Source organism: Mesorhizobium sp. C399B (assembly GCF_030323185.1).
In the GTDB taxonomy this organism is placed as follows: Bacteria; Pseudomonadota; Alphaproteobacteria; order Rhizobiales; family Rhizobiaceae; genus Mesorhizobium.
This window is the reverse complement of the sequence record NZ_CP100472.1, coordinates 5,924,215-5,944,379: the sequence shown is the minus strand read 5'-3', so window position 1 is coordinate 5,944,379 and position 20,165 is coordinate 5,924,215. Positions and strand designations below refer to the sequence as shown.

28 protein-coding genes are annotated in these 20,165 nt (G+C 61.1%); 14 read left to right on the top strand and 14 right to left on the bottom strand.

Going from position 1 to position 20,165, the window contains the following annotated elements; all coding sequences use genetic code 11:
• Window positions 1-134 precede the first annotated feature (134 nt).
• The gene (locus NLY36_RS28330) at window positions 135-1,304 is read right to left on the bottom strand and encodes an acyltransferase family protein (RefSeq protein WP_023737326.1); all 1,170 of its coding nucleotides are present in this window, start codon (window positions 1,302-1,304) and stop codon (window positions 135-137) included.
• Window positions 1,305-1,873: 569 nt separating this feature from the next.
• Window positions 1,874-2,443, bottom strand: a complete 570-nt coding sequence (locus NLY36_RS28325) for a hypothetical protein (protein ID WP_286461602.1) — start codon at window positions 2,441-2,443, stop codon at window positions 1,874-1,876.
• A gap of 149 nt (window positions 2,444-2,592) precedes the next feature.
• On the opposite strand from NLY36_RS28325, the gene NLY36_RS28320 reads away from it, so the two are divergent.
• Window positions 2,593-3,012, top strand: a complete 420-nt coding sequence (locus NLY36_RS28320) for a hypothetical protein (protein WP_023735403.1) — start codon at window positions 2,593-2,595, stop codon at window positions 3,010-3,012.
• A gap of 249 nt (window positions 3,013-3,261) precedes the next feature.
• Here NLY36_RS28320 and NLY36_RS28315 read toward each other — a convergent pair whose 3' ends face one another.
• From NLY36_RS28315 to NLY36_RS28305, 3 genes are all read right to left on the bottom strand, one after another.
• Window positions 3,262-5,316, bottom strand: coding sequence for a cell wall hydrolase (locus NLY36_RS28315; protein ID WP_023735404.1), 2,055 nt, complete (start codon window positions 5,314-5,316; stop codon window positions 3,262-3,264).
• A 138-nt stretch (window positions 5,317-5,454) separates the two neighbouring features.
• Entirely contained in the window at window positions 5,455-6,213 is a 759-nt protein-coding gene (locus tag NLY36_RS28310; RefSeq protein WP_023735405.1) for a phage terminase large subunit family protein, read from the bottom strand.
• A 370-nt stretch (window positions 6,214-6,583) separates the two neighbouring features.
• Entirely contained in the window at window positions 6,584-7,279 is a 696-nt protein-coding gene (locus NLY36_RS28305) for a hypothetical protein (protein WP_156933183.1), read from the bottom strand.
• 46 nt (window positions 7,280-7,325) lie between these two features.
• Here NLY36_RS28305 and NLY36_RS28300 point away from each other — a divergent pair, with 46 nt between their 5' ends.
• Window positions 7,326-8,147, top strand: a complete 822-nt coding sequence (locus tag NLY36_RS28300; protein WP_023697745.1) for a HEAT repeat domain-containing protein — start codon at window positions 7,326-7,328, stop codon at window positions 8,145-8,147.
• Window positions 8,148-8,480: 333 nt separating this feature from the next.
• Here NLY36_RS28300 and NLY36_RS28295 read toward each other — a convergent pair whose 3' ends face one another.
• The 4 genes from NLY36_RS28295 to NLY36_RS28280 form a co-directional block, all read right to left on the bottom strand.
• Window positions 8,481-9,218 (bottom strand): terminase large subunit domain-containing protein, encoded by a 738-nt coding sequence (locus tag NLY36_RS28295; RefSeq protein ID WP_245260234.1) that lies wholly within the window; start codon window positions 9,216-9,218, stop codon window positions 8,481-8,483.
• The gene (locus tag NLY36_RS28290) at window positions 9,118-9,504 is read right to left on the bottom strand and encodes a hypothetical protein (RefSeq protein WP_023697747.1); all 387 of its coding nucleotides are present in this window, start codon (window positions 9,502-9,504) and stop codon (window positions 9,118-9,120) included. Before NLY36_RS28290 ends, NLY36_RS28295 begins: the two co-directional genes overlap by 101 nt.
• Entirely contained in the window at window positions 9,497-9,913 is a 417-nt protein-coding gene (locus NLY36_RS28285) for a hypothetical protein (RefSeq protein ID WP_023697748.1), read from the bottom strand. The genes NLY36_RS28290 and NLY36_RS28285 overlap by 8 nt, the downstream gene beginning before the upstream one ends.
• 440 nt (window positions 9,914-10,353) lie before the next feature.
• Entirely contained in the window at window positions 10,354-10,905 is a 552-nt protein-coding gene (locus NLY36_RS28280) for a hypothetical protein (protein ID WP_023697749.1), read from the bottom strand.
• Here NLY36_RS28280 and NLY36_RS28275 point away from each other — a divergent pair.
• On the top strand, window positions 10,904-11,047 hold the full coding sequence (locus NLY36_RS28275) for a hypothetical protein (RefSeq protein ID WP_023697750.1): 144 nt from the start codon (window positions 10,904-10,906) through the stop codon (window positions 11,045-11,047). The genes NLY36_RS28280 and NLY36_RS28275 overlap by 2 nt on opposite strands.
• 39 nt (window positions 11,048-11,086) lie before the next feature.
• On the opposite strand, the gene NLY36_RS28270 is transcribed toward NLY36_RS28275, so the two are convergent.
• Both NLY36_RS28270 and NLY36_RS28265 read right to left on the bottom strand, forming a co-directional pair.
• Complete coding sequence (locus tag NLY36_RS28270; protein ID WP_156933184.1) at window positions 11,087-11,377, bottom strand: hypothetical protein; 291 nt, start codon at window positions 11,375-11,377, stop codon at window positions 11,087-11,089.
• Window positions 11,378-11,428: 51 nt separating this feature from the next.
• Complete coding sequence (locus NLY36_RS28265; protein WP_023697752.1) at window positions 11,429-12,409, bottom strand: IS1595 family transposase; 981 nt, start codon at window positions 12,407-12,409, stop codon at window positions 11,429-11,431.
• A gap of 160 nt (window positions 12,410-12,569) precedes the next feature.
• Between NLY36_RS28265 and NLY36_RS28260 the strand changes: the two genes are divergently transcribed.
• The 5 genes from NLY36_RS28260 (at window position 12,570) to NLY36_RS28240 (ending at window position 15,096) form a co-directional block, all read left to right on the top strand.
• The gene (locus tag NLY36_RS28260; protein ID WP_023735408.1) at window positions 12,570-13,385 is read left to right on the top strand and encodes a class I SAM-dependent methyltransferase; all 816 of its coding nucleotides are present in this window, start codon (window positions 12,570-12,572) and stop codon (window positions 13,383-13,385) included.
• A 247-nt stretch (window positions 13,386-13,632) separates the two neighbouring features.
• Window positions 13,633-14,076 carry a Ros/MucR family transcriptional regulator gene (locus NLY36_RS28255; RefSeq protein WP_023671447.1) on the top strand — a complete coding sequence of 148 codons (444 nt, stop codon included), beginning with the start codon at window positions 13,633-13,635 and terminating at the stop codon, window positions 14,074-14,076.
• A 71-nt stretch (window positions 14,077-14,147) separates the two neighbouring features.
• Complete coding sequence (locus NLY36_RS28250) at window positions 14,148-14,312, top strand: hypothetical protein (RefSeq protein ID WP_023685951.1); 165 nt, start codon at window positions 14,148-14,150, stop codon at window positions 14,310-14,312.
• Between the two features lie 114 nt (window positions 14,313-14,426).
• The gene (locus tag NLY36_RS28245; protein WP_023697755.1) at window positions 14,427-14,696 is read left to right on the top strand and encodes a hypothetical protein; all 270 of its coding nucleotides are present in this window, start codon (window positions 14,427-14,429) and stop codon (window positions 14,694-14,696) included.
• A gap of 94 nt (window positions 14,697-14,790) precedes the next feature.
• Window positions 14,791-15,096, top strand: coding sequence for a hypothetical protein (locus tag NLY36_RS28240; protein ID WP_023671444.1), 306 nt, complete (start codon window positions 14,791-14,793; stop codon window positions 15,094-15,096).
• 22 nt (window positions 15,097-15,118) lie between these two features.
• Here NLY36_RS28240 and NLY36_RS28235 read toward each other — a convergent pair whose 3' ends face one another.
• Window positions 15,119-15,532 carry a DoxX family protein gene (locus tag NLY36_RS28235; protein WP_023700688.1) on the bottom strand — a complete coding sequence of 138 codons (414 nt, stop codon included), beginning with the start codon at window positions 15,530-15,532 and terminating at the stop codon, window positions 15,119-15,121.
• A 143-nt stretch (window positions 15,533-15,675) separates the two neighbouring features.
• Window positions 15,676-16,179 carry an Lrp/AsnC family transcriptional regulator gene (locus NLY36_RS28230; RefSeq protein WP_023671442.1) on the bottom strand — a complete coding sequence of 168 codons (504 nt, stop codon included), beginning with the start codon at window positions 16,177-16,179 and terminating at the stop codon, window positions 15,676-15,678.
• A gap of 84 nt (window positions 16,180-16,263) precedes the next feature.
• Here NLY36_RS28230 and NLY36_RS28225 point away from each other — a divergent pair, with 84 nt between their 5' ends.
• The 4 genes from NLY36_RS28225 (at window position 16,264) to NLY36_RS28210 (ending at window position 18,256) form a co-directional block, all read left to right on the top strand.
• Entirely contained in the window at window positions 16,264-16,821 is a 558-nt protein-coding gene (locus NLY36_RS28225) for an RBBP9/YdeN family alpha/beta hydrolase (RefSeq protein ID WP_023697757.1), read from the top strand.
• A gap of 83 nt (window positions 16,822-16,904) precedes the next feature.
• The gene (locus tag NLY36_RS28220) at window positions 16,905-17,270 is read left to right on the top strand and encodes a VOC family protein (RefSeq protein ID WP_023697758.1); all 366 of its coding nucleotides are present in this window, start codon (window positions 16,905-16,907) and stop codon (window positions 17,268-17,270) included.
• A gap of 402 nt (window positions 17,271-17,672) precedes the next feature.
• Window positions 17,673-17,849 (top strand): hypothetical protein, encoded by a 177-nt coding sequence (locus tag NLY36_RS28215; RefSeq protein WP_023671438.1) that lies wholly within the window; start codon window positions 17,673-17,675, stop codon window positions 17,847-17,849.
• 113 nt (window positions 17,850-17,962) lie between these two features.
• A complete protein-coding gene (locus NLY36_RS28210; RefSeq protein ID WP_023685943.1) occupies window positions 17,963-18,256 on the top strand; it encodes a DUF982 domain-containing protein in 294 nt (97 codons plus the stop codon).
• A 49-nt stretch (window positions 18,257-18,305) separates the two neighbouring features.
• Here NLY36_RS28210 and NLY36_RS28205 read toward each other — a convergent pair whose 3' ends face one another.
• Complete coding sequence (locus NLY36_RS28205) at window positions 18,306-19,025, bottom strand: Crp/Fnr family transcriptional regulator (RefSeq protein ID WP_023671436.1); 720 nt, start codon at window positions 19,023-19,025, stop codon at window positions 18,306-18,308.
• Between the two features lie 284 nt (window positions 19,026-19,309).
• Between NLY36_RS28205 and NLY36_RS28200 the strand changes: the two genes are divergently transcribed.
• Window positions 19,310-19,540, top strand: coding sequence for a DUF6894 family protein (locus NLY36_RS28200; protein WP_023671435.1), 231 nt, complete (start codon window positions 19,310-19,312; stop codon window positions 19,538-19,540).
• A 106-nt stretch (window positions 19,541-19,646) separates the two neighbouring features.
• Window positions 19,647-20,147 (top strand): hypothetical protein, encoded by a 501-nt coding sequence (locus tag NLY36_RS28195; protein WP_023685942.1) that lies wholly within the window; start codon window positions 19,647-19,649, stop codon window positions 20,145-20,147.
• Window positions 20,148-20,165: the final 18 nt, after the last annotated feature.

Sequence of the window (20,165 nt, the reverse complement as noted above, 5' to 3'; positions counted from 1 at the left end):
TCGGCTTAATGGCGGGGAGCCAATGAGGAGCGGGCCTGACGTTGTTCGACAGGTCGGCGGGACAGCGCCCCCCTCTGCCCTGCCGGGCATCTCCCCCACGCGGGGGAGATCGGCAAGCCTTGCCTGCTTCGCGCCTACTCCGCCGGCGTTCTCTCCAGCGCCGGCGCACTTTTCCGGCCAAAGCGCTGGACGACAAAGCGGCCGGCCTTCTGGCCGGGAACCTCGATCAGAGTGTAGGTGATCCAGGACAGCAACGTCACCGTCGGCAGCACCACGGCAACGACGATCGCGAAGCGCAACGGCGCCGACAGTTCGTTTCCGTATTGGCTGATGACAAACGCCGCGACGGGCTGCAGCACCAGCAGGTGGATCAGGTAGATGCTGAAGGACAGCTCGCCCATCAGATGAAAGAACCGATTGCTGAGCGTCACGGCGATCGCCCGCGCCAGCGTTCCCGCCAGTCCCGGCAGCATGCGGTAGAGAACCAGCGCAAAGAAGCCCGCCACCAGCGCTTCGCGCACCAGAAGTTTGCCCAGCCCCTGATCGCCGCCGAAGGGTAGCGCGGCCAAAAGCAGCGCCAGTGCCAGGTACAGGATAGGCCGGGGCTGGCTCTGATGCACGATGCCGGCAAGCAGCATCCCGCACAGGAATATCTGCATCTTCAGCGCCAGAAACGACGGCATCGGAAAATGGATCGACAACAGCCGCATCGCAAACACGATGGCGCAGCCGACGGCCGCGACCAGGATGGCGCTCCTGATCCAGTCCAGCCTGCGCACCAGCAGCATGACGGCCGGGAACACGGCATAAAACTGCATCTCCAGCCCCAGGCTCCAGTCAGGCAGCGGCGTGCGATAGGCGAGGTTCGGCACCAGCCCGAACAGGAACGTGAGATGGGCAACGATGTTTTTCAGGCTGCCGTCGAGGTAGCGTTCAGGCGCCTGGTGCGATCTGGAGAGGAAATCGTCGATGATGATCCTGCACTCGTAGAGATACGGGCCAAGCGCCAGCGCCAGGAAAAGCATGACATAGAACAGCGGCCCGATCCTGAAATAGCGGCGCGTCCAGAATTTCAGCCAGGTTTCCGGTCTTTGCCAAGGCTCCTTGTCCTGGCGCAGCTGATAGTGGAACACCATCAGGAAGCCGGACAGCATGATGAACAGGTCGACGCCAAGATCCGGCTCGCCGACGATCGGAATTTGCCAACCGGTCAAAAGCAGGCAGTGCCCGACCAGCACCCAGATTGCGGCAAGCGCGCGAAGCCCGTCCAGGCATTCGATGCGCGACGACCTGATATCCGTCATGCCGCGTTCCGAGGTAGCAGAAGCGCCGGCGATACGAGCGGTGAGCAGGAGGGTGCTGACACGATGAATCCTCGTGCAAGGTCGAAAACCCACCCACCAAGAGTTTCGATCCACCGACCGCATATCGCAATGCAACAAATCTAACGCAGTGCAACATGAGCGGAGGGTTTTGAGGGGAGCGCCAGCGCTGGAGCTTACAATCTCCCCCCTCGTGGGGGAGATGTCCGGCAGGACAGAGGGGGGCGCGAAGGATCGCCAGCTTCACAGGCTTTCAGCCAGTACCGCCCTTGGAGTGCCTTGGATTGACGGACAGGTTGGCGGGACAGCGCCCCTCTCTGCCCTGCCGGGCATCTCCCCCACGAGGGGGGAGATTGGCAGCTTCACCCGCCTCGTCTTTTCACCAGCTTCGCATGCCGCCGCCAATACCACCACGCCAGCACGCGCTTCCTGAAACTGCGCTTCATCGCGGTCATGGTCATACCCCCAGAAGCACACGGCGCTGGCCGGTGAGGTCGCCGGGCGCGAGGTCGGTTTTCACCGTTGCCGCCGTGCCCTGGCGCTGTTCGAGCTCAGCCCGCAAGGCTGCCTCGCGCGCCTGCACGTCCTTGTCGGCGATGGTCGGGGTCGGAGGCAGCGGCTTCAGCGCCGGCGGCTTTTGAAAGAGACACATGGTTCCAGCCTTCTCTTGTCCAGTCGTAGAGGAAAAAATCTTCGCCGTTGCGACCATAGCCCGGCAGCCGGCAGCGTTGCGTGGCGCCGAGCCGGCCGAGCCAGCGCAGCGCCAGGTGATTGGCGGCGAGCGCCCGCGCCTCGACCCGCCAGGCGCCCCGCGCCGCCACTTGCGGCCCGAGCACGGCGTGGAAGTGTGCGGTGATGCCAGGCACGCAGCGCTTCATGCCGCGCGTGCCCCAGCTCCAGGCGATCCACAGCCCGCCGCGTTGTTCGGCGGCGCCAAAGCCCGCCTCCGGATTGCCGTCGAGCTCGGCGACATAGGCAAACCCCTGCAGCGCGGTGAGCGCCAGCAGCGCCGGCGACCAATGGTCGAGCTGGCAGTCGATCTCGGCCCGGTCCTCGGGCCGCAGGTTTGCGGCGATGTAGGAGAGATCGCGCAGCGTGGCGGGAATGATGCGGACGGCCATGGATATCCCATCCCGCGCGAGGCAGCGTTGCGAAGACCCTCGGAATCCTGCCATCAAAAGGCGTCGGAAGATGACGTCGATGCTTTCGCAGCGCTTGCCACAACCATAACAGGGCTATAACATTCGAAATACAACCATAGGAGGTATCGTTGCGATCGCTCATTCTCGCCGCGATGGCGGTGTTTGCGTTGCCATTTGGCGCGGCTCAGTCGGACGACGTGGATAAGACGGACACTCTGTGGCAAAGCTGCCCAAAGGGCGTGCTCTTCAAGGAACTCGAGTCGGGGATTGTCGTGACCGTCATCCGACAAGGTTCCGGTAAAGCCGCTTTCACGGCGGATAAGAAGCTTTTGCAGCCGGCCACGGCGGCGGAGCTGGTGACGAAAGAGGGCGACCACGGATTTATCAGTGGTCCGATGCCTTCCTATATGTTTGCGGTAGGTCCGGATACAGTCAAGAACTTCAATTGGAGGCCCGCTGAAACTTACCCAGATGCATTCTATACCGTTCGGGACGATGAAGGCGTCGAACCACTACTAAATTTTGTTGATGTTGGCTGCGCGCCGTAGCTGAACGGATGATGATTGTTTTCACAATAAAGGACGCCGCCTAATAAAGAGGTGACCCTTTCTGAGCGGCACCGATATCGATCTATTTTACGGCCAAGCTGAATAGTAGTCCTCTGGTAGATTGATACCAAATTTTCCCGGAAGGAACCGCAGCAAATCGGGAGGCGTACCATGCAAATGAAGACCACGCTTCATTTTTAATTTCAGTAACCACTTAAGACCAGATTCGTCTGCATAATCTGGATTACCTTAGCTAAGATTATCCTCAACCGATGACGGCTCGCCTGATGCACGCTGCATTAGGTATTCGTCAACTATCCTCGATGCTTTAGGAAAACGTGGGTCGCCGATGGGTACTTGATCGATGTCGGATCGATTATGCTTAGACCTGGAGGTCGGACCATTAACGTCTGAGAATTGATCCTTGCTGTTTACTACGCTTTCAATGCTGTAGCCCCAATGCTGGGAAGCCAGCCGATTTAGAACCGCGTCGATAACTGCTTTAGCCTCGATTTCGTCGCTCTTAGGATAGTATTCCGTCGCAACTGTTTTCTTTAATCGAAGAATGTCTGCCGGAGATAGATCGATTGACTTCGCGAATTTTTCATTTGATGGACGCTCGGAACCGGCATCGTCAAACCCATCCGCATCCGGCTCGCCGTCAGACGCTGCCAGCGCATCTGATTGTGCCGCCTTGATATTATCCAGCTGCGTGGCCACCGCTTCGCGCGATTTCTGATCAATTATTGCTTCAAGCGCCTTGCGCTCGGCTTCCTCCGGATCGGGGTTATCATTCCACGCTTTGATCAAACCTTCAGCGTCGGATAGGGGCAGCGGCTGAGGCTTCGCGATACCCAATTGACGCTGAGCGGCAAATGATAGCGCGACCGCGGCTTGCAAGTCCTCTGGTGTCGACAAGTTTTTGAAGGCTGTATCGACGGCCGGGATCACCTTGCGCACGTAAGCCGCCGGGTCGATCTGCCGCTGTTGTATGATGAAAGCTGCAGCGTCCGCGTTCAATTCATAGCGCTTCTGATCTTTTTCGAAGCGCGCCTGATCCATCCTATACAGTTCGGGATCTTCCTCCTGCGAGAAGCGGTTCGGGAGGGGTTTTGCGGCAAAGATTGACGCATCGATCTGACTTGTCGGCATGACTCGCATATCGGCAAGATATGGGCTGACATCCGCTCTCCAATTGAAAGCTCTGGATCGTTTGCCGCCCTCTTCGGCACCAAAGACAGAAGTAAACTCGGTATCGTCATGTCTTGTGCCGGAATAGGGTGTCATGTTGATTATGGCTGCCCGCGCGTTTTGAGAAGCGATGTCGAGATCGGCATGGGTGCCGATGAGACTTGCCGCATCCGCGGTGCGCGCCTTGCGAACAACATCGTCATAGGAACCAGGCGAAAGCTCGGCAAGCAACGTATCGATCGGAAGATCGTCCTGAAATGCCCGCCTTATCCGTTCATTCGACGTGAGTCGGCGAACGCGGTCACCTTTTTCGGTTGACTCGTCAGAACTATCCGTTCCGGCAACAGAGTCGGTGATGATATCATCCATCCCCTGCTCCGGCTGATTGCTTTCCTGAGTGGTAAACGCTGTCGGCACGAGCAGATTGAGGGCCCTTTTCGGGTTCTGAGTTATCAGAGCCTCAATCCGTGTCTTTGCCGTGCTATCCCGCCACGCGGCTTCGGCCTGCAACTTGCCCTGCGGGTCGAGGCCCATCTTGTCGAGAACATCGAGGCCGCGCCGGCGAGCGGCGTTAGAAGCCACAGTGTCGTTGGGATTGCTTTGAGCGATGGCGTCAAGCTCGGCGCGCTGGACCCCGGACCATTGGTTCTGTTCATAATCCTTGCGCCGCTGGAGCTGCCGCTGCGCCATGCGCACCGCGCCTGCCATGCGCATCGCCTCCTTCTGCTTGGCAAAGTTGGCGCGTTGGCTTTCGGGCATGCTCGGCAAGACCTCGCCGAACATCTTGTCGAACAGACCGGGCTTCACCGCTCGGCCGTCATACGGGTCCAGCTGGCCGTACATGGCCTCGTGCATGCCCGCGCCGTCGGCCGGCGCCTTCGCCGCCACCTCGTCTTCGGCCAACGCGATCCGGCCGTTGAATTGGCGGCGCGCGATCTCGGCGTCGAAGGCCTCCTGTCGCTCTGTCATCTTCCGGTAGTGCTCGGCCAGTGCGGAAAGCTCGTCGCCAAAACCCTGCATGGCGCCGCCGATGGGCGACCCTTGCGGATACTGCACTGCGTTCCCCGTATCGAGCCGTCGCCGACCAACGGAGAGTGGGATGATGTGTACCATTGTTGGCTGCTCCCTGGCTTTGAACAAAGGCGCGCAGCGCTGGCGACCACAGCAGGGCCGGGCCACACGCGTTCGCCCGCCCGCCTCGCGGGCTTTGTCGGATCGAAGACTCTTGGAAAGATCGAGGGCGCTTGCCCCTCACCGAAACGCCCCCAGCGGATCACTCTGCCCGGTCGTCCGCCTTCGCGCCGCCCTGAACTCCGCCGGATCGACCACCGCTTCCCGCAGCATCATCAAGCCGTAGCGCGTCGCCGCCATCAAATCGTCGCGCAGCTTGACCACATGGCCGTCCTTGCGGTGGTAGAGGCGAAACTCCTCGAACCAGGGCAGCAAGGTCGAAAACACCTTGAAGCGGCCGGACTGCATGCGGTCGAGCATTTCCATCAGCCCGGCCTCGACCGAGACCGAGCCGTCGGCAAAGCGGGCGTGGCCGGTGAGCATGTTCAAGCCGTGGGCGGCATATTGCCTGGCGAGCGCCGTGCCCGCCCCTTCCAGCGTCTCGCGGCGGCCGTCGCGCGGCCAGGCCCAGGGCAGCCATTCGCCCCATGGCTTCAGCGCCAGCACCTGCATGGCCGGCGTCTGCTGCGAGGCCCGCGCCGCCTTGGAGATATAGACGACATCGGCCTCCGTATCCCAGGCCAGCTCGACCGCGGCCGACGGATGGTCCCAGCCGAAATCGAGCGCGCCGATCCGCGGCCAGTAGCGCGGCAGCCGGAACGGCTCGCAGGCGATCAGCTCCTCGGCAATCGGAAAGATGCGGCCGGAGCCCAGCACCGGAACGCCGCGCGCCCGCGCCTCGCGCTCATGTTCGGGATAGGCGGCGACGATCGCGGCGCGCTCGTCAGGCGAATAGTGTTCGACGTCGTCTATGGTCATGAAGGTGACGTGACGGGTCATGCAAGCATGCTCCAATAGAGTGTGGCCATTGATACCAGCGCTCATCAATGCGAAGCTGACCCAAGACTTGGGGGAACACATGATTCGGATTGCAATCGTTGTCGGCATTGCCGCCAGTGCATCGGCATGCACCAGCCAGGCGAATGTTCCTTACGATACTAGTAAAAAAATCTGCAGAACCCGTACCGATCCAGGAACAGGGTTCAAACGCGAGGTCTGCGTCCCCGACACTCCCAATCAATCCTGTATGCTCTATATATATCAGTATACCGGTCGAGAGAAAATATTGTGCGGCCCATTAACGCGCAAATCGCCAACCGCCGAAGGTCGTGCCAGGCAACTTGCCGGCACCAAATACCCCTGATTCGACTTAAATGCGGATCACCTTTGGCGCCTGCGCATCCATGAACATGTAGCACCTGCCAAGCAGCGCCTTTTTGCCGAGCTCATCGAACACATTCTGCCCCAGCGGCGTGATCAGCACCTCGCCCGTAGCCAGCCCATCCTGGTGGCGGGCCTCGATCTCTTGCCAATGCGCATTCGCAACGTCGGAAAGCACGACATTGAAGGCTGGATGATTGTAGCTGACCAGCACGTTGCCATCATCCATGTCGGACGGCTTCATGTCCGGGTGATAGTTGTAAATCATGGCAAGCGTCTGGATGGCGGCCATGGCTGCCGCCTCATCGGACAGGCCGGCTTCCGTCAGCACGCAGGTGCCGTTTTCAAGGATGGCAAAGTCACGGCCTCTGTCGAAGTAATAGCCGAACCGTTCCTCGATGCGATCGATGGGTTGTGAAAACGAGGGTCGCCATTTGGGCACCTGGGGCTTTGATACCTCAGCACCACCCGCCGGCGACACGACAAGCGACGACAAACCGCCTGTCAATACCTGCCGCCTGTTCATGGACTTGGTTCCTCGACAACCTGGCCACCAGTCTAGTCGCGGTTCGCGATTCCGCAACGCGCCGAAACGGGAAAGCTTCGCTCTCATCTTTTCCTTTATCGCTTTATGCGGTAGGTCTTGCCGTGCATCGGCGACATCGATGCGTCTGGGCTGGTGCATTCTGCGCGGCCTGTACTCTACGCGGGTGGGACAGCCACTCTTTGCCATGACAGATCTATTCGAGGCGATGCGCCTGTCCGCCGAGGACAGCGAGGTTGCTCATCTTTTTTTCAGCGAAGGCGGTAAGATCCTGCTGCCACTCGGCAAATCGACAAATGCCATGACAGGTCAGGAGATGCTGGAGCGGCTGCTGTCGTCCCCGCATGATGACGATGGCGCGCTTGCCAACGACCTTCTCGGCGAGCTCGGCAAGACGGTGCCGTTGGAAAGCCTTCGTCTCCTGCTGACATCTGCCAATGCTGAGACGCGAGCGGCGGGTGCGTTTATTGCCACCTTTCAAAACCAGAACATAAGTTCGATGGTGGGTGAGCTGGCCGCGCTGCTTGGGGACAGCAACCCGCGCACGCGCTTCGATGCCGTGGAGTCTATCTTGCGATGCAGTACGCGGAACGATGGTCAGCATCTCGCGCAGGCGTTGTTTGCCCTTGATGATTATCACGATGGTGTACGCATGGGAGCCGTCAAATTTGTGCGCTTTGCAAAAGACTGGCAGTTAAAGCTTGCGCGTCAGCACGCCGCGTTGCTCAGGCCGCAAACGCCGTTTTCGGCGATCGCCGATATCTCCGGGCAATGGCGAGGTGATGCATCAGGCATGATCCGTGCTATGCTCGACCATTCAGAGCCGGTAGTGCGCCGTTACGGCTTGGGGCTGGCCAGCCGGGCGAGGTTGGTCGTTGTTGACGCGTTCGTCGAATGGGCGCAGGCGTCCGCCGATCCTGAAATCAGCAAACTGGCAACCGATTGCATCGAGCACAACCAGATATCGCACCACGCCGTATGGCAATCATCATTGCCGGCAATCGCCTGAGGCACCGCTGATCTCGGGGTCAAGATAGCGACGTGACAGGACGTAGAGCCTGCCGAACTGATTCAAAGTAATGTCGTATGATGTTGTCCGCGCACGATATTTGCGCCGGGCGTGGCGGTTCTTACCTTCTCCCCTTGTGGGGTGAGAAGCGGTCCGCGTGGCGGACGAAAAGCCAATTGCTTGGCTTTTCGAGCTTCGAACGCCCTGAGCCTGCGAAGGGCCGGGTGGTGGCCGATCCAACCTGCCGGGTCCCCGCCGCTCCGCAGCGTCCCGGCGTTCGCCGGCCTTTCGTCGTGCCACTGGCACGACGAATTCGCTTCGCGAACCAGCTGCTCACCCCACAAGGGGGGAAGGGAGAACCTCCTGCGCCGTCAAGAACCGCAACACCACGTCGCTCATGCCCAGCAGCGGCGTGAACGTCACGATGGTGATGCCGCCCGTCGCGTTGGTGCGGGTCAGGCCTTCGGAATAGATATCGAGCGGCGGCTCCTCGTCGAACCAGACGCCGTGCAGGGTTTCGCCCTGCCACTTTTCGCGGCCCTTCTCATAGCTCTTGAACGAAAGCACCGATTCATCGGCCTGCACGTCGCCGCCGCCGCCCCAGCGCACCACGATGCTGTCGAGCGCGCCCGGGGCGCCGCGGCCCATCGTCGTGTGCAGGATGGCGTTGGCCGGGATCATGCCGGTGCCCCATGCCGCCTGCTGCTGCGGCGGGCCGACCAGCACGCGCTGCGGGTTGTCGCGCGTGCCCTCGCCCGTCACGCCGGCAGCCCATAGCCTGACGGGGGTGTCGAAGGTCTTGCCCTGCCACCACGCGGGGTAGCGGCCGGTGAGATGCATGGCCCATTCGGCGCCGCCGGCCCTGGTCTTGCCGAGCTGGTTGCCGGCCATGAACAGACGTTCCCGGTTCTGCGCGCCGGCGGCGTGAAACTGAGCCTGCCTGGGATAAGGCCGGTAGGCGGCAAGCTGGTTAGTCCTGTGCCTGCGGTCCAGCTCCTGCAGCAGCGCCAGATAGTGGCGGCGCGTCTTCAGGCTGGTCGCCAAACGGCCCGAGGACGGCTTCGAAGCCACGGATGCGGCGGCGGATCTCGTCATCGCTCAGGGCTTCCAGATTGTCAGATGAAACATGCAAATCCTTGGCCAGATCCTTGGGCAGCACCGATTGCACGATCTTCAGATACTGGTCGGGCTTGTCGGCCCGGACCGCGGCAATCACGCCGGCGCCATGGGCGCGGAAATCGGCGCGCACCGCGTCGAGGAAATCATCGCCAAGCGTCTTCTTCGTCCGCTTCGGCTTGGCAGCGGCGGCAGTCGCCTTGCGGCCAGGACGAGAACGCGGCGCCGTCCGGTCAGCCATGATCCGAGATCCCGGCGGGCTCGGCGGTCGCTGCCTGCTTCGCCGGCCTTGCCCGCTTGATCTTGCCGGACTTGATCTTGCCAGACTTGCGCCGTGCCGATTTTGGCCCTGACCGTGTTGGGGCGGCCTTGCGGGCTGCATCAGCGGCCGGCGCGTGGCGCTTTCCGGCAGACGCGGCTTTCAGGCTTGCCCTGGCGATCGCCCTTGCGTCGTGCGCGCCGCGCGGAAAGCCGAAGCCGCCGATGGCATCGACAGGACCACCGCGAACCATGCCGATCAGCACGCCCGGCACGACCGGCTCGATACGGCCGATGCGCGCCTGCGGGGCAGCGCCCTCGAACACGCCAATGGCGCTGACGACCTCGCGGCCGTCATCGTCGGTGATGATGGTGGCATAGCGGTTGGACAAGGGAGGCCTCGCGGATAAGGCAGAATGAACCGAGGATAGCGTTCCTTCACGCCCCCCTCTGTCCTGCCGGACATCTCCCCCTCAAGGGGGGAGATTGGCAGCTCCAGGGTCGCGACCAATTTGCAGCGCTGACGATTGGCGAAAGCAAGGCGGCAGTCCGATCTCCCCCCTTGAGGGGGAGATGGCCGGCAGGCCAGAGGGGGGTGCTGTCCCGCCGACATCCGATATCCGCACGTTGTGGGCATCAGGAAAACAAAACCCGCCTCGTGGGCGGGTCGGTGGCGCAAATCAGCACCATGGACAAATCATAGCAAAGCTGCCCTCACCCGTCAATGCAGATAAGAAATAATTCCTAATTATATACGTGACAAAGTATGCGTGATTCGATAGAAAAGCCGGGACAGGCCGGCACCGAGAAAATGGAAAGGCTAGAGAACGAGCTAGCCGAAAAGCTTACCCTTTGGGAGGACAGTTCCCTTCTTGCCAAGGAATTCGCGCGTGATCTCATCCGCACGGTCCTTATCTACTACCCCAACGGACGCGGTACCGAGGAAGATCAGATTTAGCGTAAGCGCTATCGCGCGGGTCGACAATTTCTCGATTTGGCGTACGGAAAACTTTCGCGTCGGTATCTTTGGCGCTCCATGTACGATTTTGCGAATTGAGTAGAACTCGGCCTCCTCACGATTGTCTATCATCCCGTGGATGCACCAAGCCCGCTGTTCGGCAATCTGGGACGCCTCCGTCAAAAGCTTTTCCAAATCGGGGAGGTAGTCCTTTAATTCTGGGTGATCTGCGAAGGCCGTTCGTAGATATGCTGGCTTTCGGTTGAATGAAATAGGTGGGGACGGCTGGATTTTTGTGCCATCGAAATCCAAATGCACTCGCATGATGATATGATCGAGGGTGTATTCCGCCGTCGCCCAATTGACCGATAGCAAGCCAATGGCGGCGTAGAGATTCTTCATGCGATCGGAGATTTCACTAAGCATGGCAGACCCTAAGAAAGAGACCGACGAAAAGCGCTTCAACGAGACGGTACAGCGGATGCTGAAGACTCCGCCTAAGCCAAAGCACAAAGAGACGAAAACCGATGACCGCAGAGCGCCGGAAGGGAAAAAGCCAAAGAACTGATTTCCGAGCTTTTTGGCTGTCTCGACGTGGGAATTCGTCTCAATTCGGCTTGTCGGTTGGGCCGCCGCGAACATTCGGGTTTGTCGGACCCATATTGCTAAGCATCTGGTCCAAATACCGCTCCGCTCCGGCACACACGGACGGGTCATAGACGCCGCTTTTTAGGTCTTCCTTTGTCATTTCAAATAATTGGCCGAGCAAGACATCGTCGAGCACCCCGCGAAAATGCAGGAAGAGGATAATCCCCCTAATTAGCGCGGAATTGCCGGTAGCCATTTCGGCGACAGAGAATGGGTCTGTGCCTGCAGTTCTTGTCGGCGATGTAGTCATTTGTTTCCCCTCCGCTTGCTGTGAAGACGAAGGAGCTTACGCGCTTTTTGCTTAGGCGTAACCGGCTTCACCAATCCGCCGATAGGTAAGGCGCTTACCTTCGATCATTGCAAGCAACTGGTCATGGCGTTCGGTGTCGGTGACTTTAAGCGCCGTGCGGCGATTGTAGCGGAAATCGAACTCGGCAAGGTAGCGGTGCAAATGCGCTTCGCCGCAATGCTGATAGACGCCGACCATGCCACGCTTGAACACTGAGAACACGCCTTCGATGGTGTTGGAGTGGATCGTCTCGTCGCCTTCGTAGCGCACGTATTCGCCAGCGGCGTGATTGGTCGTCTTGTGCGATGCGTACTCCTCGCCAGTGCGCGTGTAGAGGCGCGACAAGTCGGTATAGAGCGTCGTGTCACGCGACACGTTGCGGACCAGCACATCGCGGACGGTAGAGGCCGTAGCGTCGTTCAAATGGAACATGCGGGCTTTGCCGCCGCGCTCAACCAGACCAACCACAATGCGCTTATGTGCTCCGCCGCCCTTGCCCTTCTTGGTGAAGGGGCGGCCCTTGCGCTGTTCTGAAACGCGGGGCGTCTCACGCTTGCCGATATAGGTCTCGTCGGCTTCAACGGTCTTGCCTTCGCCGCCAAGCGGACCGGCAGACGTAACGTCTTCCTTCATGGCTTCGCGTATGCGGTGGGCCATAAACCAGGCAGTCTTGTAGGTGACGCCAAGCATACGGTGCAGCTGGTGCGCGGACATGCCTTTCTTTGACGAAGCCATGAGGAACGTTGCCAGAAGCCACTTGTTCAAGGCGATCTTGGAACGCTCGAACACGGTGCCGACAGTCACGGTGAACTGCTCACGGCATTCCATGCAGTTGTACAGGCCGGGACGGTGCGCCTTGCCTTCCATCTTGGTGATGCGGGACGGTTGAGCATTGCCGCAATGCGGGCAATTAGGGCCATGCGGCCAACGCTGCGCTTCCAAATGGATGCGGGCGGCGTCGGCGTCTTGGAAGATTGGGCTGTCGAGTTTCATGGCTAGGTGCTCCCTGCCATGTTTGTAGCAAATGCCTCATGCTTTGTCACGTATATAATTAGGAAATAATTCCTACTCCGGTCAAAGCCTCGTCCTTGGCGGCGGCGCGCATTGCGCGAGGGCCGCATCGATGGGATGCTGGGTCTCGTCGGAGAGCGCAATGAGCGATGTGACCAGTCACTATGGCAGCGGCGGCATTGTCGAGCGCATCCTGTCGGCTGTGCCGGACGCAAAGGCCGGCAGCCTCGCAGCCAAACAACTCTATCCGTTCGATCAGCTTCATGGCCGCGAGCTGATCGCCACGCAGGACCATACTGCGCGTCTTGCGCCCTCCGCCGGCGATCGGGTTCTGGACATCGGCAGCGGCATTGGCGGCCCGGCCCGGTTCCTTGCCGAGACCTATGGGTGCAGCGTCGACGGCGTCGACCTGACGCAGGCGTTCGTCGAGGCATCCCGCCGATTGACCGAGCTCTGCGGCCTCGGCGACAAAGTGCGTTTCCATGAGGCCGATGCGACAAGGCTGCCTTTTGCGGACGACACATTCGACGCGGCGATCTGCTTCTATGTCGGCATGAATATCGCCGACAAGGCGGCGGTCATCGGGCAAGCGTGGCGCGTACTGAAGCCGAAGGCCAGGCTTGTCTGGACCGAGGCGGTGCTGGCGGACGGCGAGCCTCACTATCCCTTGCCTTGGGCGGTGTCGGCTGTGGCCAGCCATCTCGTCGACCGCGAAACCCTGAAGGCTCTGTTTGCTTCAGCCGGATTCCAGGTCGACGACGTCATCGACGAAACCGGCGATCACGTCGAGCTGGCGTTGAAACGGGCAAATTCCAGCATGGTTCCGTCGCCCGCCCAGCAGCAGGCCAATGAGATCGTGCTCGGCGCCGAGTTCGTGCATCGGCGAAAAAACTACATAAGCAGCCTGAGCGAGGGAAAACTCGCCTCACTGGCCGTTATTGTTTCCAAGCCGGCATGAAACAAAAACCCGCCTCGGCGGCGGGTTGCTGGCGCAAATCAGCACCATGAAAAAATCATAGCATAGCTGCCCTCACCGGTCAAGATATGTCAGGAAATAATTCCTACATCGACATCGATCGGAGACTCGGCGATGCTAGCGCTACCACATCCGGCGTCAAGTCATATGCATATGTTCTAAAGTGCCATGCCGTCGGCGGATGTTGTCTGATAATTTGCCCTTTGGCATCAAGGGGGCAAAAGAAGCCATGTCTGAGGACAAAATCCGAAATATAAATCTGACCGCCGACATCGTCGCGGCATTCGTGCGCAACAATTCAGTGCCTCCGGATAGCCTGCCGGCGTTGATCGAGAGCGTCAATGCAGCGCTCGCGGCCGTGGACAATCCCGTTGCTCCGCCGCAACCTGCGCCTGAGCCCGCGGTCAACCGCAAGCGCTCGGTAACGCCGAATTTCATTTACTGCCTCGAGGATGGCAAGAAGTTCAGGTCGCTGCGGCGTCATCTCGGCTCCGCCCATGGCATGACGCCGGAAGCGTATCGCGCCAAATGGGACCTGCCCGGCGACTATCCGATGACGGCGCCCAGCTACGCCGCCAAGCGATCGGAGCTGGCAAAGGAGTTCGGGCTCGGCATCAGGACACCCGAGGCGCCGGCCGCCAAGGCGCCGGCCAAGAGCAAGACCAAGGCGTAAAGGCACGCCCCCTCCGTGCCGTACGCCTGCTGGAGGACGATCGTGGTGGCCGGAGAGCCCATGACGTTCGCGTGGAACGTGTCGACCGCCGCCAATGGGCGGTGCTGGTTGCCGAGAATGGCACGGTGACCCAGCATCTGTTCATGGCCCAGGAAGCGGCCGAGGAGTTTGCCGACGGCGAGCGGACAAGGCTCGGCCTTCCCGCCAGGCCGCCGGCGGCGGATCCGCTGGCCTGAACAGTCCTTCAACCGGCTGCAGGATACAAGACGCAGCCTTCGACAGGCCGTCTAGCGACTGGTCATTAGCTGGCTCTTATGGAATCATTCCACTCCAACTCGGGGGAGAGCGGGATGGACAAACCAGCCATGGCATCCGTGTTCAGGATGCGGCAAGCGCCAGCCACTGTTTCGGGCGTTCGCAGCGTCGGCCAAGGCCAGGCCGATCCGGTCATCGGCAGAAGGCCGCTCGGCGAGGCGATCCGCTTCGTCATCGACGCCCATCCCCATTACGACATCAGCGGCGTTTCGATCGCCTATGGCGACGGCTCGGCCCCGCGCCTCGGCAGCCGGGAGGTCAAGGCGCTGTGGGCCGAATATGGCCGCCGCTGGATGGAAGAGTAGCGCAGGCCATCGGCCGACGCCTATCGCTTGCATCCCCGTCCGGATCGTAACAGCGGCTCATGCGTTGAGCGTGAGCCAAATGGGAGCAACAGCCATGAACGTCGCCAATCTGCAACTCGAAGGCCTGCTGATGGCCGTCGCCTCGATCAATCAGGTGCTGGTGCGCAAGGGCCTGCTCACGGTGGAGGATATCGACATTGCGCTGCGCAAGGCCGAGGCCATCGAAACCGGCGAGGAGCGGTCCGACGGCATGTCGGAGTCCAACCGCGACGCCGTCAACTTTCCGATCCGACTGCTGGAACTGGCCAATCAATGCCAGCCGGAGGCGGACATGCCGTCCTTCTCGAAACTGGCCCGCATGGTCGGTCAGATGAAGGAACCCTACAACGACCAGATGTGAGGCGGTCTGCCGACGCGGGGCCTCACCCTCGGCCAATCTTCGAGGCCAGCACGCTGCCCGGTCCATGCACGGCGGCGAACAGCAGGCCGGCGGCGAACGGGAAATGGGACATGAAGGCGCCGAACTCGGCCTGGTTGCCGGTCCAGTGCGACGGACCGTGGAAGGCAAAGCCGAGGAAGACCACGTAGACGGCGGCGACCAGGGCGGCCGGCGTGAAGAACGCTCCGGTCAGCAAGGCGATCACCAGCAGCGTTTCGAGGATCGCGGCGCACCAGGCCAGAAACAGCGGGAACGGGAAGCCGGCGGCGGCGATGTAGCCGGCGGTCATGTTCATATCCATGAACTTGAAGGCTGCCCCCATCGCGAACATGGCGGCCAGGGTCAGGCGGGCGATGAGAATGGCCGCGGTCTGCCATGGCGATTGAACGGCTTCCATGATGTCCTCCAAGGGTTGCAACGGGTTTCGCCCCAAGGACGGGCGCCACGCCGCCGATCCTACACCAGCCCGCGAAATTCTTTCGCGGCAAAGCCGAACCTCGCAAAGGAGGCGCTTGCAATCCTCTTGCCGCGAGTGGCCGCTCAGAGCTTCGCCATCAGCTCCCGCCCCAACCGTTTCGGCGGCTCGGCGCGCAGCACCACATTGGTCGTCACCGCGCCGTAGCGGCCGATGGCATCGACGATGCTTTCGAGGTCGGGCGGCGACGGCACGACCACCTTGACCAGAAAACAATCCTCGCCGGTCACCCGCAGCACCTCGACCACTTCCGGCATGGCCGCGAATTTCTTCAGGCAGGTCTGGATGTGCTCATGCGTGGTGCGCAGGCGGATCATGGCCATGGTGCCGAGACCGAGGGCGGTGGGATCGATCGCGGCCCGGTAGCCGGCGATGATGCCGCGCTCCTCCAGCCGCTTCACCCGCTCCGACGTCGCGGGCTGGGACAGGCCGACGCGGCGGCCGAGTTCGGAAATGCCGATGCGGCCATCCTCCTGCATGATCTCGATGATTGCCATGTCGGTGGGGTCGAGCCGTGGCCGGTAATCGCCGTTTGCCATGAACACCTTCAATCCATCGGAATTCTTCATCGCTTTCCGATGATCTCTCATTCCGCGAACAAGGAGAAGCCCTAGGATTGGGACATCATCTGCGGCGAAGAAACAGGATTTTCCATGACCGACTTCATCATTCTGCCGGGCAGCGGCGGATCGGGCGAGGCCCACTGGCAGACACGCTGGCAACAGGCCGACCCGGCGATGCGCCGCTTCAGCCCGGCAAGCTGGGAGCTGCCGGATTTCGACGACTGGGTGGCGGCGCTGGACGTCGCGGTGTCACAGGCACAGACCCCGCCGGTGCTCGTCGCCCACAGTCTCAGCTGCCTGCTGGTCGCGCATTGGCAGGCGGTGTCGAGCCGTCGGATCGGCGGGGCGTTTCTGGTTGCGGTTCCCGACCCGGCCTCGCCGGTCTATCCCGCTTACGGAATTCCCTTCGCCGATACGCCGCGCGGGCCGCTTCGCTTCCCCTCGCTGATCGTGGCCAGCACCGACGATCCCTATGATCCGAACGGCTATGCCGGTGAGAAAGCCACACAATGGGGCAGCGAACTGCACATCGCCGGGCCGCTTGGTCACATCAACAGCAATAGCGGGCTGGGCGACTGGCCGGCGGGAATGGAGCTGCTGACGGCCTTCGTGAGAGACAGACAGGCCGACCACGCAATCGCACCGTAGGCGCCCGAAGCGTGCGCGCGGGCTTGCCCCGACTTGTCCCGCCAGCTATCTCTCGGGAGGGGCGTTTGTGAGGGAGCCTGCGAATGGTGTCCGTCCGATATCTGGTCCGCGATGTCGATCTGTCCATCGCGTTTTATACGAGCTATCTGGGCTTCGCGCTGAAGCAGCAATTCGGTCCGGCGATGGCCATCCTGACGCGCGGCGACCTCTCGCTCTGGCTCGCCGGTCCCTTGGCGTCGGCAGCCAGGCCGATGCCGGACGGCCGGACACCCGAGCCGGGCGGATGGAACCGCTTTGTGCTCGAGGTCGAGCAATTGCCGTCAATCGTGACTAAGATGGTCGAGGCCGGCGTGCGGTTCCGCAACCAGATCGTCGAAGGTCCGGGCGGGCGACAGATTCTTTGTGAAGACCCGTCCGGCAACGTGATCGAGCTGTTCGAGCCCAGCTAGACTTCGGCCGTCGCCTCGGATTCGGCGCCGGGCTTTGCCTGGCCTTCCCACTGCCGCTCCGCCTCTGCTTTACGCTTCGGACAATCCTCGTAGTCATGCTCTCGCGAACCGCAATAGGAGCAGCATTTTGCCGGCGTGTCGGTTCGAAGCATTGTGGCCATGCACAAGAATGCACGAAAATTCATCCGGTTGCAGCAGCGTCCGCGACGTCGCTGCTGGGATGCGTGACCGCCAGCCTGGCACCGCCCTCAATAGCCGCCGCCGAGGATCGGCAGAATCTCGGCGGCAGACATTGCGCGCGGCGCGTATTCGTCCGGCCTATATCAAAGTTAAATGCGGATGCTGGGCGTGAGGTGGTAGGTGATCGCGATGGGGGGACTCTCAACGCGCTCGAGGTGTCCCATGGACGTTCGAAATCTGATTGCCAAATTGTCAGCCGCGGTATTGCACCGCCGCGCCGCGTCTTCGCCGATACTGTTCAGGCCGATCCGCAACTCGCTCGCCGACATCCCGTTGAAGCCGGCGCCGCGGCCGCCTTATCGTCCGCATCGGCCGATCTGGCCGGCAAGCAACATGTAGCTCGCCGGGCTGCAACCAGTTTGTGATTTCCTCGTTTATGGCGATCCCGTTTTCAAGGAGGCAAGTGATGAGATCGATCCGGGCGAGGCGCGAATGGTTTGGATGGTGAGCGCATGAGCCGTTTTCTGCCCCTGACGATCAGATTCGTGGACGGCAGCGCGATGACGGTGTCGTCGATCGCCGACGCCAGGAGGGCGCTAGGCGGAACATGGAAGAACAAGCAGACGGCGGCCTACAAGGCGGCCGACAGGCTGGTGGATGACGCGTTGAACGGCATTTGCCGCCCGGACATCGCCTTTGCCGCTTTCCAGAATGCCGCCGCCCAACAGGGCTTGCTGAAGCCGGCGAAGCCAAGTGCCGCCCTTGCCATGCTCGACGAATTGGCGTCGCTGGATGGGCATCGTTGAAAGACCGGCTGACGGATTGCCGGCGATGTCATGGCGAACGCCGGATAGCCTATCTCGGCTCGCGGTTCATGCTGAGATAAGTCGGGTCGAACTCGGCGATTTCCACCAGCTGCTGCCAGTCCAGAATGGTCACCATGTAATTTGCCCAGCCGATCACACCGATCTTGCGCAGCGCGCCGATGACCCGGTTCATGTGGACGACCGAAAGCCCAAGCACATCGGCCAGTTCCGCCTGCGACAGGGGAAGCCGGAAACTCATGCCGTTGGTCTGCTTGACGACCTGGAGCCGCACGAACAGCTCGCACACAAGATGCGCCAGATGCGAAGTCTTGGACCGCCGGCCCATGGCCACGATCCATTCCCGGTGAATGGCGCCATCGACGAGCGTGTCCAGCCACAGCAAGCGGCTCAGATGAGGCGCCTGTTCGGTGATCGTCCTTAGCCGACTGTGGTCGGCGGCGATCACCCGGCATGGCGACAAAGCTATAATGCCATGGTCCATTGTCTTGAGCAGGAAGGCGTGCAAATCGACAAAATCGCCGGGCACCTGCAACGAGGTGAACTGGCGGCCGCCATCCTCCAGCACCTTGTAGCGCGCCGCCAGACCCTCGATGATGAGCGTGCTGTAGCCTGGCCTCGATCCCTCGGAAACGATGTCCTGACCGGTGGCAAAATCCATCTCGATGGTCATGGCGGCGGCCAGCAGCCCCTTTTCCTGCTCGGACAAAGCGTCATGCTGGCCAAGGTTGAGATAAAGCGGTTCTAGCATCGAGGATCCAGTTCGAGATTTCGTGGACATTCGTGGCCTAGCCAAACGCCGGAGATCGGGTGCGGTTGCAATCGGCCGGCACGGCGACGGCTCCTGGCAGGAAATCTGCTCAGGACACAGTCGCATGGAACCATGGGTGCGGGTTGGGATTTAATCCATGTCGCTCAAAAATGGCCCCGATTTTGAGACAACGACATGCATAAAAACACAGACCTGAAGCGCGTCGCCTGCGTCCTTTCAACCGCGATGCGCCTTAGCGTTCTCACGCAGGGATCCTTGCACACATGGAACGGTTCTACTTCGACTTGTACAACGCCGAGACCCAGATTGATGAAGAGGGGCAGCTTTTTCCCAGCCGGGAGCGTGCGGGAGCCGAAGCGCTGCGCATATTGCACGATGTGGCGCGCGACGAGATTCCGGAGGGCGACCACCGGCGGATCACCGTCAAGATGCTGAACGAGAACAGGGAGCAGATATTCGAAGCGTCGCTGACCATGGCGTCGCTGTGGAGTTGAACTCGTCGACCCTGTCGAGGACTGTATGGAACCTCTTGCCCTCCCCTCTGTTTTCTAAGGAGGGGCCAGCGGCAGAAGCTGCCCGGCTGATTGACTGGAGGCATCTATGTCCTTGCAAAAGCTTCATCCCGAGCAGGTCGACGACACACGCAGGCTTGCCTATTCGACCTTTGCCCCGGCGCTGATCGGTTCGCTCACCAAGCGTCTGGCGCGGTGTCAGGGCGTCAAGGAACTGGGCGCCCTGGAAAAGTCGCTCATCCGCCTGATCGAAGACTCTGATGTCGATGGGCCGCAAGCCGAGGCGATGAAAGAGTTCGCCATCGAGCTGGTGGTGTCGACGATATCGGAAGCCCGCGCTCACCCCGACACCAAGAGCGATGTCGAAGCCGTTGGCGAGCGCCGCGCCGAAGGCCGCTCCGAGAACCCGCAGACGCTCGAGGAGCAGTTGCAATCAGGCCTCGAAGACAGTTTTCCGGCCAGCGATCCGCCCGCCGTCGTCTCGACCGCCATTTCCGGCGGCTCGAAGGACCTTGTCGGTACAGATGAGGTGTTGCGCCGCAAGAAGGAGGCGGCGCAGCGAAAGCAGGAAAAGGCCGACGCCGGTTAGCCGGACAATTCGCGAGAG